Below are 14,579 nucleotides of genomic sequence, written 5' to 3' on the forward strand. Positions count from 1 at the left end.
AGACCAACACGATGAAACTCAAACACATCGCCAGCGCCTTGTTCTTCGCATGCACGTTCGCGAGCGGTGCGGCGCTCGCCGCCGATACGCTGCGCTTCGGACTGGAAGCGCAATATCCGCCGTTCGAATCGAAATCGTCGACGGGCGAGTTGCAAGGGCTCGACATCGACGTCGGCAACGCGGTTTGCGCCGCCGCGAAGATGCAGTGCAAGTGGGTCGAGACGTCGTTCGACGGCCTGATTCCCGCGCTGCAGGGCCGCAAGTTCGACGCGATCAACTCCGCGATGAACGCGACCGAGCAACGTCGCCAGGCGATCGACTTCACGACGGTCGTGTATCGCGTGCCGACGCAACTGATCGCGAAGAAAGGCAGCGGTCTGGAACCGACGTCGGCATCGCTGAAGGGCAAGAGCGTGGGCGTGCTGCAAGGTTCGATTCAGGAGACGTTCGCGAAGGCGCACTGGGAGAACGAAGGCGTGAAGGTCGTGCCGTATCAGGACCAGAATCAGGTGTATGCGGATCTGAAGTCCGGCCGTCTCGACGGGACGCTCGTGCTCGCGCCGGCGGGACAGAGCGGGTTCCTTTCGAAGCCGGATGGTGAAGGCTTCGCGTTCGTCGGCGCGCCGGTTCGCGACGACAAGATTCTCGGCAGCGGCATCGCCTACGGCGTGCGCAAGGGCGACGATGCGCTGAAGACGAAACTCAACGCGGCGATCGAAAAGGTCAAGGCGGACGGGACGATCGACAAGTACGCGAAGAAGTATCTGGGGAATATCGATATTTCGACGAAGTGAGGCGGCGGGCGCGCGGCGGCGGGCTCAGCAGCTTTTTTTGAGCACAGGCACACTGGCGGCTTGACCTTCTTCGGCCGCGGCGCGTTCATCGCGATACTGTGGCCCCGAACATGGGAGCCGCATGAGCACGCCGACGACGTCCAGCCCCGCCGCCGCACCGTCGCCGCCTCCGCCGCTCCAGGGCGGCAAGCTCGTCCTCGCCACCTTCGCGGTGGCGCTCGCCACCTTCATGAACGTGCTGGATTCGTCGATCGCCAATGTCGCGATCCCGACGATCTCCGGCAATCTCGGCGTGTCCGTCAACGAAGGCACGTGGGTCATCACCGTGTTCGCGGCGTCGAACGCCGTCTCCATTCCGCTGACCGGCTGGCTCACGCAGCGGCTCGGCCAGGTGCATCTGTTCGTCGGCGCGATTCTGATGTTCGTGCTGTCGTCGTGGCTGTGCGGCCTCGCGCCGAACCTGCCGGTGCTGCTGTTCGCGCGCGTGTTGCAGGGCGCGGTCGCCGGGCCGCTGATTCCGCTGTCGCAGGCGATCCTGCTCGGCTCGTATCCGAAAGAGAAGTCGTCGATGGCGCTCTCGCTCTGGGCGATGACCGCGACCGTCGGGCCGATCGCCGGTCCCGCGCTCGGCGGCTGGATCACCGACAGCTATTCGTGGTCGTGGATCTTCTACATCAACATTCCGGTGGGCATCTTCGCGGCGGGCGTGACGTGGCTCATCTACCGCGATCGCGAATCGCCGACGCGCAAGGCGCCGATCGACGTGATCGGTCTTTTGCTGCTCGTCTCGTGGGTCGCGTCGCTGCAGATCATGCTCGACAAGGGACGCGACCTCGACTGGTTCTCGTCGCCGCTGATCGTCGTGCTGGCGATCGTCGCCGTTATCGCGTTCGCGTTCTTTGTCGTGTGGGAGCTGACGGACCCGAATCCGGTCGTCGATCTTCGGCTTTTCGCCGGGCGCAATTTCTTCGGCGGGACGGTGGCGATATCCGTCGCGTACGGCGTGTTCTTCGGCAATCTCGTGCTGCTGCCGCAATGGATGCAGCAGTATCTGAACTACCGGTCCGTCGATGCGGGGCTGGTCACAGCGCCGCTCGGCATCTTCGCCGTGATCCTCGCGCCGGTGATGGGCAAGGTCTTGCCGCGCAGCGACGCGCGCATCATCGCGACGATGGCGTTCGTCGGCTTCGCGTTCGTGTTCTGGCTGCGCTCGAAGTACGTGATCGAGATCGACACGTGGCACCTCGTGCTACCAACGCTCCTGCAAGGCATCCCGATGGCGATGTTCTTCGTGCCGCTCACGGCGATCGTGCTGTCGGGATTGCCGCCGTCGAAGATTCCGGCGGCGGCGGGGCTATCGAATTTCGCGCGGGTGTTTTGCGGCGCGGTGGGCACATCGCTCGCGGGCAACGAGTGGGATAACCGCATCGCGCTGCATCACGAGCGGCTCACCGAGCAGGCGAATGTCTACAATCCGGCGTTCCTGCAATCGCTCGGGCTATCGCGATCGACACTCGATGTCAGTGAGGCGCAAGCACGCGGCATGTTCAATTTCACCGTCAACACGCAAGCCGCGATGATGGGCCTCAACGATATCTTTCTGATCTCGGCGGTGATCTTCATTCTGATCATTCCGCTGATCTGGATTACGAAGGTGGCGAAGGGGGGTGGTGGCGGGGCGGCTTCGGGGGCGCATTGACGAACCTGTGCGACACCCGCGCCGCAGCCGCGGTCAGTTTTGGGGCGTCAGAAAATAGATGGGCGTCAGTGGCATGCGTGCTCGCGCCTGGTCGTCGAGTTTCCCGTAGAACTCGACCCATAATTCGATCAAACGCTCGCAGTCGATCAGCGTGATTTTCCGCCGCTCCTGATCACGCGCGAAAGTTTCGGCATCGCGGGTAAAGCCGCCCAGAGAAACGAAAAGCCCGACATCGTCATCGTTGATGATGGCGATAAAAGACTTCAAACCGTCTTTGTCGACGCGATGGCTGATACGTTTCACTTGCACCTTGATACGTGGTGAGCGAGTTCCAAGCGGATCCGTATTGGCGATGATATCCACGCCGCCGTCTTTACCGGGCGGAGATACCCAACCGATGTGATAGTTCATGGCTCGCAGTAAATCCGCGACAAGGTCCTGAAAATCGTACGGCGGCATCTTCCGCAGGTGCTGTTCGACTTCACCCCAAGCCTGCTCTTCAGCTTGCTCGTAGGTGACACTGGCCGTTTCGGCGTCGACTTCGAAGGACAGATCCACCTGCTCGCCAAGCTTGGCCGACACACTGGCGAGCCCCGCCGGTTCACGCGACTGCGCTGCCTTCCATTGTCCGTATAGACGCCCGGATTCACGACAGAATGCAGCAGGTTCCTTGAATCTTTCGTACGCCGTCAGACCTTCGTCGGTAACGGCCCAAATTCCCTTATGCTTGACGATCCAACCGCCCTTGACGCACGCGACGGTGGCAAATCGGACAATCTTCTCGAAGCGCCTCAGGCCAGAGCTTTCGTAGATGCCAGCTTCATAAGGTGTAAGCGTGACGCTGCTCGCCAGTGCTTCTAACGCCCGCGCTGCCGGCATGCCCTCCGGATGAGCCTTCAGGATTTCGAACAGTTTTCTGAGAAGCTCGCCTGTTCGCTGTCTCGTAACTTCAGCCATTGCAGATTAATTATCTTATTCGCGCACGGAAGTGAGCGCGACAGGTAATTATTGCAATTGCCAATGGAAATTCAAAGTGCGAAACACGAAACTCGGATTTCCTGCCATTCGGTTGACGAGTGTGCTCTGCTCAGTCCGGCAAAAACCCCTCCTCCAGCACCGATGACATCGGCCAGGGACAGACCTCCGGAAACGTATCGAAGTCGATGCCCGTCTCCGCTTCGGCCTGCTTCCGCGCTTTCGATCAGACCAGATCGAGCCATTGGTCGTCATCGAAATGTCGACGCAAGCTCGGCGCTTCTTTCAACACGAACAACGCCTCTCTTCGCTGCACGCGGATCGTGCTCGTCCAACTTCTGCTTCGGCGTTCCGGCTGAAACATCCATTTCAGCAGATGCGCCAGCAGAACGCCTAGCCTGCTTCGCAACTCGCGTGATTCAATTTTCGCCACGTCCTCGATTTCCTCAGCGATATGCTCGATATCGATGGACGCAAGCTTCCCTGCACGCAGCAGCGCGGCCTGTTCATAGGCCCACGCCACCACGTCCTTCTCATAAGGTGTTCCCATCGGCGGATTCCCGTTTTCATTCGAATTTTCGGTATCGCCCATGCTAGTTTGCATTCCTTTGTTCATCCAGATCGTCCAGACGGCTAACGCCGCTCACTTCAACCCGAGTTCCACGCGCGAACCCGCGCCCTTGTCCTTGATATCGTCCGCCGACATCTTCGGCGCGACGACGAATATCCGCTGGCTGTCGATCTTCCCGTCGAAATACTCCTGCACCGCCTGCGCACGACGCTGCGCCAGATCGCGCAACGCGCCCTCGTCCACCGGTGCGTTCTTCGTCAGCGCCGCCTTCATGTCGCCATCGGGCACGGACTTCGTCATGCCGATGAAGTTGGTCGGCTTCTTGAAATCCGCCGACTTGTACACCTTCGTCAGATACTTGTCGTAGTCGGCATCGGATATCTTGATCGCGTTCCAGTCCACGTTCTCGCCGTTGCCCGACATGTCGCGCACCTTCGCACGCTTGACCTGATTGTCGAGCCACGCGGCGCGCAACGCCGGCTCGTCCGTCTTCGGATTGACGCGGCCCGTCACATCCACCCGCACCGACGGCTTGTCCACCAGCGCCTTCGCAATCGTATCGAGCTTCTTCTGCGCGGCGTCGTTCAACGTGGCCGAACCCGCATCGAACTCGATGTAGTTCAGATCCTCGCCGCTGCCGCCGCCGAACGCGTGCGCGAGCAGCGTGAACGGCGCGGTCACCGCCTTCTGCACGAGATTCACGATCGCCTGCCACACGAGCCCGCCGATCGAAAACTCCGGATTGTCCAGCGATCCGGAAATCGGAATATTCACGTCGATCTCGCCGCGCGAATTCTTCAACAACGACACCGCGAGCCGAACCGGCAGCTTGGTCGCCGTCGGATTGTCGATGTGATCGCCGAACGTCAATTGATCGATGAACAGATGGTTGTTCGCCGTGAGCTTGTTGTCGGCGAGCATGTAATGCAGATCGACGTTGAGCTTGCCCTTCGTGATCGGATAGCCCGCGTACTTCGACGAATACGGTGTGAGGTTCGTCAGCTCGACGCCGTGCGCGCTCGCCGTCAAATCCAGCGCGGGCTTGTCGATCAGCGGATTGATTTGCCCCTTGATCGAGACCGGTCCGTTCGCCGCCAGTTTCGCGGAAACATCGACGGGCGCGGGCGTCGTTGAATGCGTGCCGAACGCGCCGATCGTGCCGTTGATCGCGACGAGATTCGCCGTGTAGTTCGGCTTGATGAAGTTGTCGGTGTAGGTCACGCGGCCGTCCTGCAGCACCAGCTGGCCGAAGCGCATATTGACCGGCGGCCCGGAATTCGGCGCGGTTTTCACCGGCACCGTTGTGGCTGCGCTCGCCGCCGCCGGCGCGGACGCGCCCTGTTCCTTCGTGCTGCCGCGCGTCACCGATTGCGGTCCGCCCTCGCCCGCCACCACGCTCTTCAGGTTCAGCTTGCCCTGCGCGTCGAGCAGCACGCGGCCGTAGAACTTCGCGAAGGTCACGCGCGCCGCGTCGACATCGGTGCCGCGCTCACTGTAGTTCACCTTCACGTTGGTCAGGCCGAGCAGCTTCCAGCCGGCGAAGCGATCGGACGTCGCCTTGTCGAGCATGCGCACGTCCGAGAGCGACACATCGCCCTTGTACGACGCCGCGAGCGTCTTGCCGCTGCCCGACATCGCGACATCGCCGTTCGCGCTCAGATACGCGCTCGCCACTTCGATGTTGAGCTTGTCGCCGAAATACGGCTCGAACGCGGAGGCATCGACCTGATCGCCCTTCACGTGCAGCGCGAGCTTGAGCGGCGTGACCGTGACATTGCCGGCGATCGCGAGCGCGCCCTTTCCGTTCAGCGTGAGCTTGCCATCGACGGCGAGCGGTTTCGTCAGATCGTCGCTGAACTGCTTCACGTTCACCGCGAGCGGCGCGACGCGCAGCTTGACCGGCTGCGGCGTGGTTTCGTCCGTGATATTCGCCGATGTATCGGCGAGCGAGATTTCGCCGATGCGATAGTGCCACGCCGGGCCGGCCGCCTGCGCCTTCTGGATCTTGTGCGTCGCCGTCTGCTCGGGCGCGGCCTCGTGCGGCCCCGCGAGCGCGGCGAGATCGATGGTGCCGTCATTGCGGCGCGTCGCATCGAGCGCGAGACCGCTCAGTTGCACGCTGTCGAGCGCGGCGTTGCGCGCGGATACGTCGACCTTAGCGATCTTCGCCACCGCCGACGCGAGCTTGATCGGCGCGCCGCCGCCCGCATTGGGCACGAGCGTGAGCGCGTCGAGCTTCACGTCGCCCGCGCCGACCTGCACGCCGCCATCCGGCTTGCCCCAATCGACCGACACCGGCAGGTTCGCGCCGAACGTGCCGCTCGTCACCCGCGCGGCCAGCACGTTCGCGAGATATGGCTGCAGCGGCGGCAGCGCGAACGCGTTCAGCGCGAGCTTCGCGTCCGCCGTCTTCGCGGCGAGCGTCACCTTGCCCGACGCATCGAGCGCGCCGCCGTGGTCGAACGCGGTCTTGAGCGTGTATTTCGCGGGCGTCTTCGCGAGCGTCGAGAAATCGTCGAGCGTCACGGCGAGGCCGGTCAGCGCGCCTTGCACGTGTTCCTTCAGCAACTGGTCGTCGAGCGCGATCCTGCCGCCGTCGATCGCAAGATGACGGATCGTCAGATCGAGCGGCGGCGCTTCCTTCTGCGCTTCCTTCTGCGCTTCTTTTTGCGCTTCCGTGCGCGCCGGTTCCGCGGATGCCTTCGGCGCGGGACCGGCCAGTTTCTGCACATTCAACTGCCCCGACGAATCGCGCGCGAGATGCACGTCGGGATTGCTCAGCGTCACTTCGTCGAGGCGATAGATATCGCGCAACGGCTCCGCGTTCGCGATCTTCACATGCAGCGCGCGGGCCGCGACGAGCGGCGCGTTCGACTTGTGGGTGACGGCGAGATCGGCGAGATCGGCGGTGCCTTCGATGCGGATCGTCGGGGTATCGCCCGAGATCGCGAAGTTCACGTTCAGGTCCGTCGAAAGCTTGCCGCTCTTCACGGCGACCGGCACGGATGCCGGCGCGTAAGACGCCATCTGCGGCACGTCGAGGCCATCGAGCGTGAGCGCGATCTCCGATTCGCGCGACTCCGAGAACGGCTTGGTGCGCCCCTTCACGACGAGCGGCGAACCGTCGATGCGCGCCTGTAACAGCGGCGTCACGAAGATATCGGTGGCGGAGGGCAAGGTCGCGATAAACGGAATGCCGAGCGCGAAGCGGTCGATCACGTGCTTCGCCTTCAGCAGCCTGTCATCGAACGTGATCTGGCCGTTTTCGAGGCGGATGTTCGACACTGAGAAGCGCGCGGGCTTGTCCGAGGGCGTCGGCGATGGCTTCGAGAATTTCGCGATCAGATCGGAGAAATTGAAATGCTCGCCGTCGAAGCGCACGACGTTGATGCGCGGCGAATCGATTTTCAGTTCGTTGACGACCGGCGCGAGCTTCAACACCGACGCCCACGAGGTGCGCACGACAAGCCGCGACACATCGACGAAATCGGGCGACGCGCCCGGCGTCTTCGCGAGATTCGCGGGCGCTTCGCCGATATGCACGCCATCGGCTTCGAAATCGAGCGTGTAGGGATTGAGCGAAATGCGCCGGATGCTGACCGGGCGATCGAGCTGCTTCGCGAGTTGCTGCTCGGCGATATGCCGGATGACCGGCGGCGCGACGAAGAAGCCGAGCGCGCCGATCACGAGTAGCGCGATCAGCAAGCCGATGAAAATGCGCCGCGTGCGCCGCGCGTGCACGACGCCGCGCAGGGTTTGGCCGGCGGAAGCAAGAGAAGACTTGGTGATGCTTGACATTCGATACGCGGCGACGAGCTGCCCGTGTGAGCACCGCCCGAGCTTCGCCGTCCCGGAAAGATGATGTTCGAGTATACGACGAGGCGGCCCGCAAACGTTCGCCAAACCGTGCATCAAAAGATAAAGGCCGCGAAAAAATCGCGGCCTTTATGTTTCGGTCCGGTTGCTTTCGCGCGGCTGACTCACCGGCGCTCGACGCGCGGCGGCGCCCACGAGCCGTCGCTCGCTTGCGGCCTCGGCGCATAGAGACGCATCGCGAGCTGGAATTCGCCATCGGGCGCGGGCAGCCAGTTCGCGTCGCGTGCGCGTCCCGGCGACTTCGCCGACACGATCACGTCGATGGAGCCATCGCGATTCTTCTTCAGCCGGTCGCGATCGGAGAGCGAGAGGCGCGGCAGCTTTTCGTCCGCGAGTGCGCCGTCCTTCGTATAGGCGGTGATCGTCCAGAAGCCGCGCACCGGCGGCAACTGGTCGGGCGTGAAGTGCAGCGTGTACGCGTTCGCGCCGTTGAGCGCATGGCCCTCGCTGTCCACGCGCGTCACCGCCTTCACCTCGCCTTCCTTCGTGCTCGTCGCGGTCTGGCGGCGTGCGAGATACGCGCGCAGCGTGTAGTCCGTGCCGTAGATACCGACGCCATCGCCGAACCAGGTCCAGCCGTTCTTCGTGATCGCGTTCGGCGGCACCGTCGCGAGCCGCTCGCGCGCATCGGCAAGACCGGAATCGAGCAGCGGCGCATCGGTCTTCTTGAACTGCACCGGCTCGCCGGGCTTCACGCCGAGATCGGCGAGCTGGCTCATCGCGTGGGCATCGTCGGTGGCGGCGGGGTTGTCGTCGAGCGAGCGGGCAAGGCGCGCGAAGAACGCATTCGCGTCGAGCGCCTCGGCCTGTGCGCCCGGCGCGACCGTCGCCAGCGCGGACGGCAACGGGGGCACCGCAGGCTGCCGCGCGCCGTTCGCGGGCCACGCGCCGGCCACCGCCGGCGTCGGATCGGCCGCCGAGCCTTTCGCGGGCGTCTGCGTGTCGATGCGCATCGACGTCTGCAGCTTGCGCGCCTCGGGCACATCGCGCGGGCCGTTCACGCGCACGCGCACCGAGAGCCACACGTAACGCGTGCGCGTCTCGACGCGCGTCGCGTTGGCGGGCAGCGTGCCCGTCCAGCCCGCGGGCACGAACGCGATCAGCTGCATCTTCGGATAGGGCGTCGTGTCGGCGCTGGAATAGAGCGCGTTGGTCCACGCATCGAATGCGCGGGCGTCCAGATAGCGGCCGCGCGGCGCGGCGGGCAGCGAGACGATCACCGGATCGGCGGAGACATCGAGCCAGGCGGTCGATTCGAGCGTGTCGACGCTCGGCCAGCCAGCCGCGCCGGCGGACGGCAACGCGCTCGCATGACGGAACGTGTTGAGCGGCGTCTGACCCGGCTGGCCGGGCTGACCGGCGCGGCCGCTCGCACGTTCGCGGGCGATATCGGAGGCGACGAGCGGAAAGCCGAACGTATAGGAGTCGGCGACCTGATTCTTCACCCAGCCCGTGGTGGTCGGTTTCACCTCTGGCTGCCTGGTCGCGCAGCCAGCCAGGACCGCCATGCCGGCGAGACTCACGCTCATCCAGATCGCGGGGTTGAGCGGAAAAGTCCAGCGTCGGTTGTTCTTCATTCGAATGGAAATCCGGTTCTTCTTTCGATTTGGGTTCTCGCGCGACTCGATCCGGGATCGATTCACGGCACGCTCGCGAACGGCTCGACGCCGCCTCGAATCCCCGCGCGGCGCACCGCGAGCATTATCTCGAAATTCGGGTTTTAACTTATCCGCTGACTATAGGCAAGACGAAGCGTATAAAAGCGCTCCGGCAAATCGAAGAATGCACTAGATGCTGCCTAAAAGCACTGAATGACGCGCGTTTCGTCCTTCGAATACGATTATTTCCGATGCGTTCCACGATCGCACGACGCCGTTCATTCCGCCCTTGACCTTCCGATCATTGGAAGGTCGATACTCGTCTCGTGAGGGATCTTCGCGATCCCAGCCAGACCGGAGCGTTTCACCATGTCCACAGCAACATCCGAGAAACCGAGAACCGCGGAATTGGCCGTCAGCGGCATGACGTGCGCGTCGTGCGTCGCGCGTGTCGAGAAAGTGCTCAGGCGCGTGCCGGGCGTCGAAAGCGTGGCGGTCAATCTCGCCACCGAGAAGGCGACCGTGCACGCGAACGGCGCCGTGACCGACGATCAGCTCGTCGCCGCCGTCGCGAAAGCCGGCTACGACGCCGCGCCGATTTTGCCCGAAGCCGTGCCCGCCGCCGCTGCGCCGCCCGCATTCGATCGCGAGCTCGCCACGGTCTTCGCCGCCGCCGTGCTCACCGTGCCGCTGCTCGCGCCGATGTTCGGCCTCGCGCTGAACCCGTGGCTGCAACTCGCGCTCGCGAGCGTCGTGCAATTCGGCTTCGGCGCGCGTTTCTATATCGGCGGCTATCGCGCGGTGCGGGCTTTCGCGGGCAACATGGATCTGCTCGTCGCGCTCGGCACGTCGGCGGCCTGGGGCTTGTCCGTCTATCAGATGTTCGCGCACGGCGGCATGACCGAGCATCTGTTCTTCGAGGCGTCGGCGGTCGTCATCACGCTGGTGCGCTTCGGCAAGTGGCTGGAAGCGCGCGCGAAGCGGCAGACCACCGACGCGATCCGCGCGCTCAATGCGCTGCGTCCCGACAAGGCGCGCGTGCGCGACCGCGACGACCCGGCGCGCGAACGGGAAGTCGCGCTCGCCGATGTGCGCGTCGGCGACATCGCCATCGTGCGGCCGGGCGAGCGCGTGCCGGTCGACGGCATCGTGCGCGAGGGCCGCACGCATATCGACGAATCGCTGATCACGGGCGAAAGCCTGCCCGTCGCGAAGGAACCGGGCGCCCGCGCGACCGGCGGCTCGATCAACAGCGAAGGTGTGATTGCGATCGAAACCACGGCGATCGGCGCGGAAACGACGCTTGCGCGCATCATCCGGCTCGTCGAATCGGCGCAGGCCGAGAAGGCGCCGATCCAGCGGCTCGTCGATCGCGTGTCGGCGGTCTTCGTGCCGGCGATTCTGGCGATCGCGCTCGTCACGCTCGCCGGCTGGCTGCTGCACGGCGCGAGTGCGGAAACGGCGCTGCTCGACGCGGTCGCGGTGCTCGTGATCGCGTGCCCGTGCGCGCTCGGCCTCGCGACGCCGACCGCGATCATGGCCGGCACCGGCGTCGCCGCGCGCCAGGGCATTCTCATCAAGGACGCGCAGGCGCTCGAACAGGCGCATGCGATCCGCATCGTCGCGTTCGACAAGACGGGTACGCTGACCGTTGGCAAACCTAGCCTGATCGCGTTCGATGCGGCGCCCGGGCAGGATCGGACCGAAGCGCTCGGGCTCGCCGCCGCCGTGCAGCGCATGAGCGAGCATCCGCTGGCGAAGGCTGTCGTCGCCGCCGCTAACGACGCGCCGCGTCTCGATGCGAGCGCGGCGCGAGCGGTCGCCGGTCGCGGCGTGGAGGCGAATGTCGGGGCGCGGCGCATCGCGATCGGCAGCGCGCGCTGGGTCGCGGAACTGAAGCTCGACGTTCCGCCGACGCTCGCCGAACGCGCGCGCGAACTCGAAGCGCAGGGCAATACGATTTCCTGGCTCATCGATCTCGATGGCGGCGTGCTCGCATTGATGGCGTTCGGCGACACGATCAAGCCGACCGCGCGCGCCGCGATCGAACGCCTCGCGCGCATGGGCGTCCAAAGCGCGCTCGTCACCGGCGACAACGAAGGCAGCGCGCACAGCGTCGCGCGCGCGCTGGGCATTCCATCGGATCTCGTGTTCGCGCAGACGCTGCCCGAGGACAAGGCGCGCGTCGTCACGCAACTGAAGGCGTCGGGCAAGGGCATCGTGGCGATGGCCGGCGACGGCATCAACGACGCGCCCGCGCTCGCCGCCGCCGACATCGGCATCGCGATGGCGAGCGGCACCGATGTGGCGATCGAAGCGGCCGGCCTCACGCTGATGCGCGGCGATCCGGCGCTCGTCGCCGATGCGATCGACATCTCGCGGCGCACCTACCGCAAGATTCAGCAGAACCTCTTCTGGGCGTTCGTCTACAACCTGATCGGCATTCCGCTAGCGGCATTCGGCTTGCTCGATCCGATGTTCGCGGGCGCGGCGATGGCGTTCTCCAGCGTGAGCGTGGTGACCAACGCGCTGTTGCTGAGAACCTGGCGCGCTCAGGCCGGCGCGGTGGCCGACGAGGCGCGCGCCGGCAAACCGATCACGCGGCCGGCGTAACGCGCGTCCTTCAGCGCGATGACCGGCTCGGCGGCGATGCGCGCGGCGATGTCTTCATCGAACGATGCGGACTTCGGCGCGCCGCTCGAATCGATGTGCATCATCATCTGCTCGCACGCCGACACCGGCTCGGCGGCATCGCCCTCGAACATCTCCATATAGAGATGGACGCGCTTCCTGTCATGCGCGACGACCCGCGCTTCCACGCGCACCGCCGCGCCTTCCTTGATCTCGCGCAGATAGCTGATGTGCGCTTCGAGCGTGTACAGCGTGCGCTGCCTCGCGGTGCGGCCCGCGTCGTCGAGACCGATGCGGTCCATGAACGCATCGGTCGCGAGGCTGTAGATCAGCATGTAGAACGCGTCGCGCAGATGGCCGTTGTAGTCGACCCATTCGGGCTTGACCGTGTCGCGATAGATCATCGTGGTTCCTCTAGTCTTCGATGCCGTGACGCGCTTTCGCCTGCGCAATCGCCTCGATCACGCTCGCGATGCAGTCGTCGCGATAACGCTCCAGTTCCTTGATGCCGCGCCCGTTCGTCTGCCGCGACGTGCCATCCACCACGCGGTCGATGAGCTCGTCGGTCAGCTTCGGTGCGACGAGCTTCGTCCACGGCAATTCGAGCGCGGGGCCGAACTGCTGCATGAAGTGTCGCATGCCGGCCTCGCCGCCCGCCAGCGTATAGGTAAGGAACGTGCCCATGAACGACCAGCGGATACCCGCGCCGTAGCGGATGGCGTCATCGATTTCGCCGGTCGTCGCGACGCCGTCGTTCACGAGATGCAGCGCTTCGCGCCAGAGCGCTTCGAGCAAGCGGTCCGCGATGAAGCCCGGCACCTCTTTTCGCACGCGCAAGGGCCGCATGCCAATGGATGCGTAGAAGCTCATCGCGGCATCGATCGACTCGCCCGAGGTCGCTTCGCCGCCGAGCACTTCGACGAGCGGCAGCAGATACACCGGATTGAACGGATGGCCGACCACGCACCGTTCCGGATTGACGGCGCGCGCATAGAACTCGCTCGGCAGGAGCCCGGACGTCGACGACGCGATGATCGCATCGGGCTTGGCCGCGCGGCTCACGCGCTCGTGCAGCGCGAGCTTCAGTTCCTCGCGCTCGGGCGCGCTTTCCTGGATGAAGTCCGCGTGCGCCACGCAGTCCTCGACCGTCGATACGACACGCAGCCGCTCCGGCGACGCGCCCTTGGCCAAGCCGGCGCGTTCGAGCGCCGGCCACGCATTCGCGACGTTCGCGCGAAGCTGCGCCTCGGCGCCGGGCGCCGGGTCCCACGCGGTGACGTCGAGCCCTGCTCCGAGCGCGCGCGCTACCCAGCCGCTGCCGATCACACCCGCGCCGAGCGCGGCGAATTGCTTCACTTGCATGTCGATATGTCCTTTGGGTTCTCTTGGATTCAGGCGAATTGTTCGGCGCTGCGCTTGTCCAGCGGACGTTCGCCGCGCGGGGGAAGTCCGAGCTTCCTGCGTCCTTCGGCGGGCGTGAGCGCGCGTGCGCCCAGACGTTCGATGATTTCCACGGCGCGCTGCACGAGCGAGCCGTTGGTCGCGTGCACGCCGCGATCGAGCCACAGGTTGTCTTCGAGACCGACGCGCACGTGGCCGCCGAGCAGCATCGCCTGCGCGACCATCGGCATCTGCATGCGGCCGATGCCGAAGCCAGCCCAGTGCGCGCCGGGCGGCAGGTTATCGACCATCGCTTTCATCGTGCCGGTGTCGGGCGGCGCGCCCCATGGAATGCCCATGCACAGTTGAAAGAGCGGCGGGTCATCGAGCAGGCCTTCTTTCAGTAGCTGGTTCGCGAACCACAGATGACCCGTGTCGAAGATTTCCAGTTCGGGCTTCACGCCGAGTTCCTGGATGCGCTTTGCGCCGGCGCGCAATTGCGCGGGCGTCGATACGTAGATGTAGTCGCCATCGCCGAAGTTGAGCGTGCCGCAATCCAGTGTGCAGATTTCGGGCAGCAACTCTTCGACATGCGCGAGGCGCGTCAGGCCGCCGACGAGATCCGTGCCCTTGCCGAAGCGCATCGGGTCTTCGCCCGGGCCGATTTCGAGGTCGCCGCCCATGCCTGCCGTCAGGTTGATGATGACGTCGGTTTCCGACGAACGGATGCGGTCTACTACTTCCCTGTATAGCGCCGGGTCGCGGCTGCCTCGGCCGGTTTTGGGATCGCGGACGTGGCAGTGGGCGACGGTTGCGCCCGCGCGGGCCGCTTCGATTGCTGCCTCGGCGATTTGCTTCGGTGTTATGGGGACTGACGGGTGTTTGGCTGTCGTGTCGCCGGCGCCGGTTACCGCGCATGTCACTATCACTTCGTAGTTCACGGTTTTTGCTCCTTTTCTGATTTGGTTAGTTTTCCTGTTCTTTCTCTGTGAAATCCTGTTTTCGTGTCGGTCTATTAGCTCTGCCCCTCCCCGGGGCGGGGGTCACTTTCTTTG

9 protein-coding genes and 1 pseudogene are annotated in these 14,579 nt (G+C 64.7%); 3 read left to right on the forward strand and 7 right to left on the reverse strand.

Annotation, left to right across the window (positions count from 1 at the left end):
• Positions 1-11: 11 nt before the first annotated feature.
• The gene (locus ACEN42_RS22980) at positions 12-794 is read left to right on the forward strand and encodes an ABC transporter substrate-binding protein (RefSeq protein ID WP_035506999.1); all 783 of its coding nucleotides are present in this window, start codon (positions 12-14) and stop codon (positions 792-794) included.
• A 121-nt stretch (positions 795-915) separates the two neighbouring features.
• Positions 916-2,493 carry a DHA2 family efflux MFS transporter permease subunit gene (locus ACEN42_RS22985; RefSeq protein ID WP_371881593.1) on the forward strand — a complete coding sequence of 526 codons (1,578 nt, stop codon included), beginning with the start codon at positions 916-918 and terminating at the stop codon, positions 2,491-2,493.
• 33 nt (positions 2,494-2,526) lie between these two features.
• Here the strand turns inward: ACEN42_RS22985 and ACEN42_RS22990 are convergent, their stop codons facing one another.
• The 4 genes and pseudogenes from ACEN42_RS22990 to ACEN42_RS23005 form a co-directional block, all read right to left on the reverse strand.
• Positions 2,527-3,450 carry a restriction endonuclease gene (locus tag ACEN42_RS22990; RefSeq protein WP_371881594.1) on the reverse strand — a complete coding sequence of 308 codons (924 nt, stop codon included), beginning with the start codon at positions 3,448-3,450 and terminating at the stop codon, positions 2,527-2,529.
• Positions 3,451-3,580: 130 nt separating this feature from the next.
• Positions 3,581-4,018 (reverse strand): annotated as a pseudogene (locus ACEN42_RS22995) (DUF29 domain-containing protein).
• A 93-nt stretch (positions 4,019-4,111) separates the two neighbouring features.
• Complete coding sequence (locus tag ACEN42_RS23000; protein ID WP_371881595.1) at positions 4,112-7,837, reverse strand: DUF748 domain-containing protein; 3,726 nt, start codon at positions 7,835-7,837, stop codon at positions 4,112-4,114.
• A 182-nt stretch (positions 7,838-8,019) separates the two neighbouring features.
• Positions 8,020-9,492 (reverse strand): DUF1254 domain-containing protein, encoded by a 1,473-nt coding sequence (locus tag ACEN42_RS23005; RefSeq protein ID WP_371881596.1) that lies wholly within the window; start codon positions 9,490-9,492, stop codon positions 8,020-8,022.
• 390 nt (positions 9,493-9,882) lie between these two features.
• Between ACEN42_RS23005 and ACEN42_RS23010 the strand changes: the two genes are divergently transcribed.
• Entirely contained in the window at positions 9,883-12,126 is a 2,244-nt protein-coding gene (locus tag ACEN42_RS23010; protein ID WP_371881597.1) for a heavy metal translocating P-type ATPase, read from the forward strand.
• Here ACEN42_RS23010 and ACEN42_RS23015 read toward each other — a convergent pair.
• From ACEN42_RS23015 to ACEN42_RS23025, 3 genes are read right to left on the reverse strand one after another with little or no spacing between them, the layout of a single operon-like run.
• Complete coding sequence (locus ACEN42_RS23015; RefSeq protein ID WP_371881598.1) at positions 12,066-12,548, reverse strand: thioesterase family protein; 483 nt, start codon at positions 12,546-12,548, stop codon at positions 12,066-12,068. The genes ACEN42_RS23010 and ACEN42_RS23015 overlap by 61 nt on opposite strands.
• A gap of 10 nt (positions 12,549-12,558) precedes the next feature.
• On the reverse strand, positions 12,559-13,506 hold the full coding sequence (locus tag ACEN42_RS23020) for an L-carnitine dehydrogenase (RefSeq protein WP_371881599.1): 948 nt from the start codon (positions 13,504-13,506) through the stop codon (positions 12,559-12,561).
• 29 nt (positions 13,507-13,535) lie between these two features.
• Positions 13,536-14,465 (reverse strand): 3-keto-5-aminohexanoate cleavage protein, encoded by a 930-nt coding sequence (locus ACEN42_RS23025; protein WP_371881600.1) that lies wholly within the window; start codon positions 14,463-14,465, stop codon positions 13,536-13,538.
• Positions 14,466-14,579 lie beyond the last annotated feature (114 nt).

It is taken from the genome of Caballeronia sp. S22 (assembly GCF_964261745.1).
In the GTDB taxonomy this organism is placed as follows: Bacteria; Pseudomonadota; Gammaproteobacteria; order Burkholderiales; family Burkholderiaceae; genus Caballeronia; species Caballeronia jiangsuensis.

What these genes read in the sequence shown, in the direction of transcription:
- ACEN42_RS22980 (WP_035506999.1), top strand. Translation starts at nt 12, where the DNA reads ATGAAACTCAAACACATCGCCAGCGCCTTGTTCTTCGCATGCACGTTC.
- ACEN42_RS23000 (WP_371881595.1), bottom strand. Translation starts at nt 7,837, where the DNA reads ATGTCAAGCATCACCAAGTCTTCTCTTGCTTCCGCCGGCCAAACCCTG.
- ACEN42_RS22990 (WP_371881594.1), bottom strand. Translation starts at nt 3,450, where the DNA reads ATGGCTGAAGTTACGAGACAGCGAACAGGCGAGCTTCTCAGAAAACTG.
- ACEN42_RS22985 (WP_371881593.1), top strand. Translation starts at nt 916, where the DNA reads ATGAGCACGCCGACGACGTCCAGCCCCGCCGCCGCACCGTCGCCGCCT.
- ACEN42_RS23015 (WP_371881598.1), bottom strand. Translation starts at nt 12,548, where the DNA reads ATGATCTATCGCGACACGGTCAAGCCCGAATGGGTCGACTACAACGGC.
- ACEN42_RS23010 (WP_371881597.1), top strand. Translation starts at nt 9,883, where the DNA reads ATGTCCACAGCAACATCCGAGAAACCGAGAACCGCGGAATTGGCCGTC.
- ACEN42_RS23020 (WP_371881599.1), bottom strand. Translation starts at nt 13,506, where the DNA reads ATGCAAGTGAAGCAATTCGCCGCGCTCGGCGCGGGTGTGATCGGCAGC.
- ACEN42_RS23005 (WP_371881596.1), bottom strand. Translation starts at nt 9,492, where the DNA reads ATGAAGAACAACCGACGCTGGACTTTTCCGCTCAACCCCGCGATCTGG.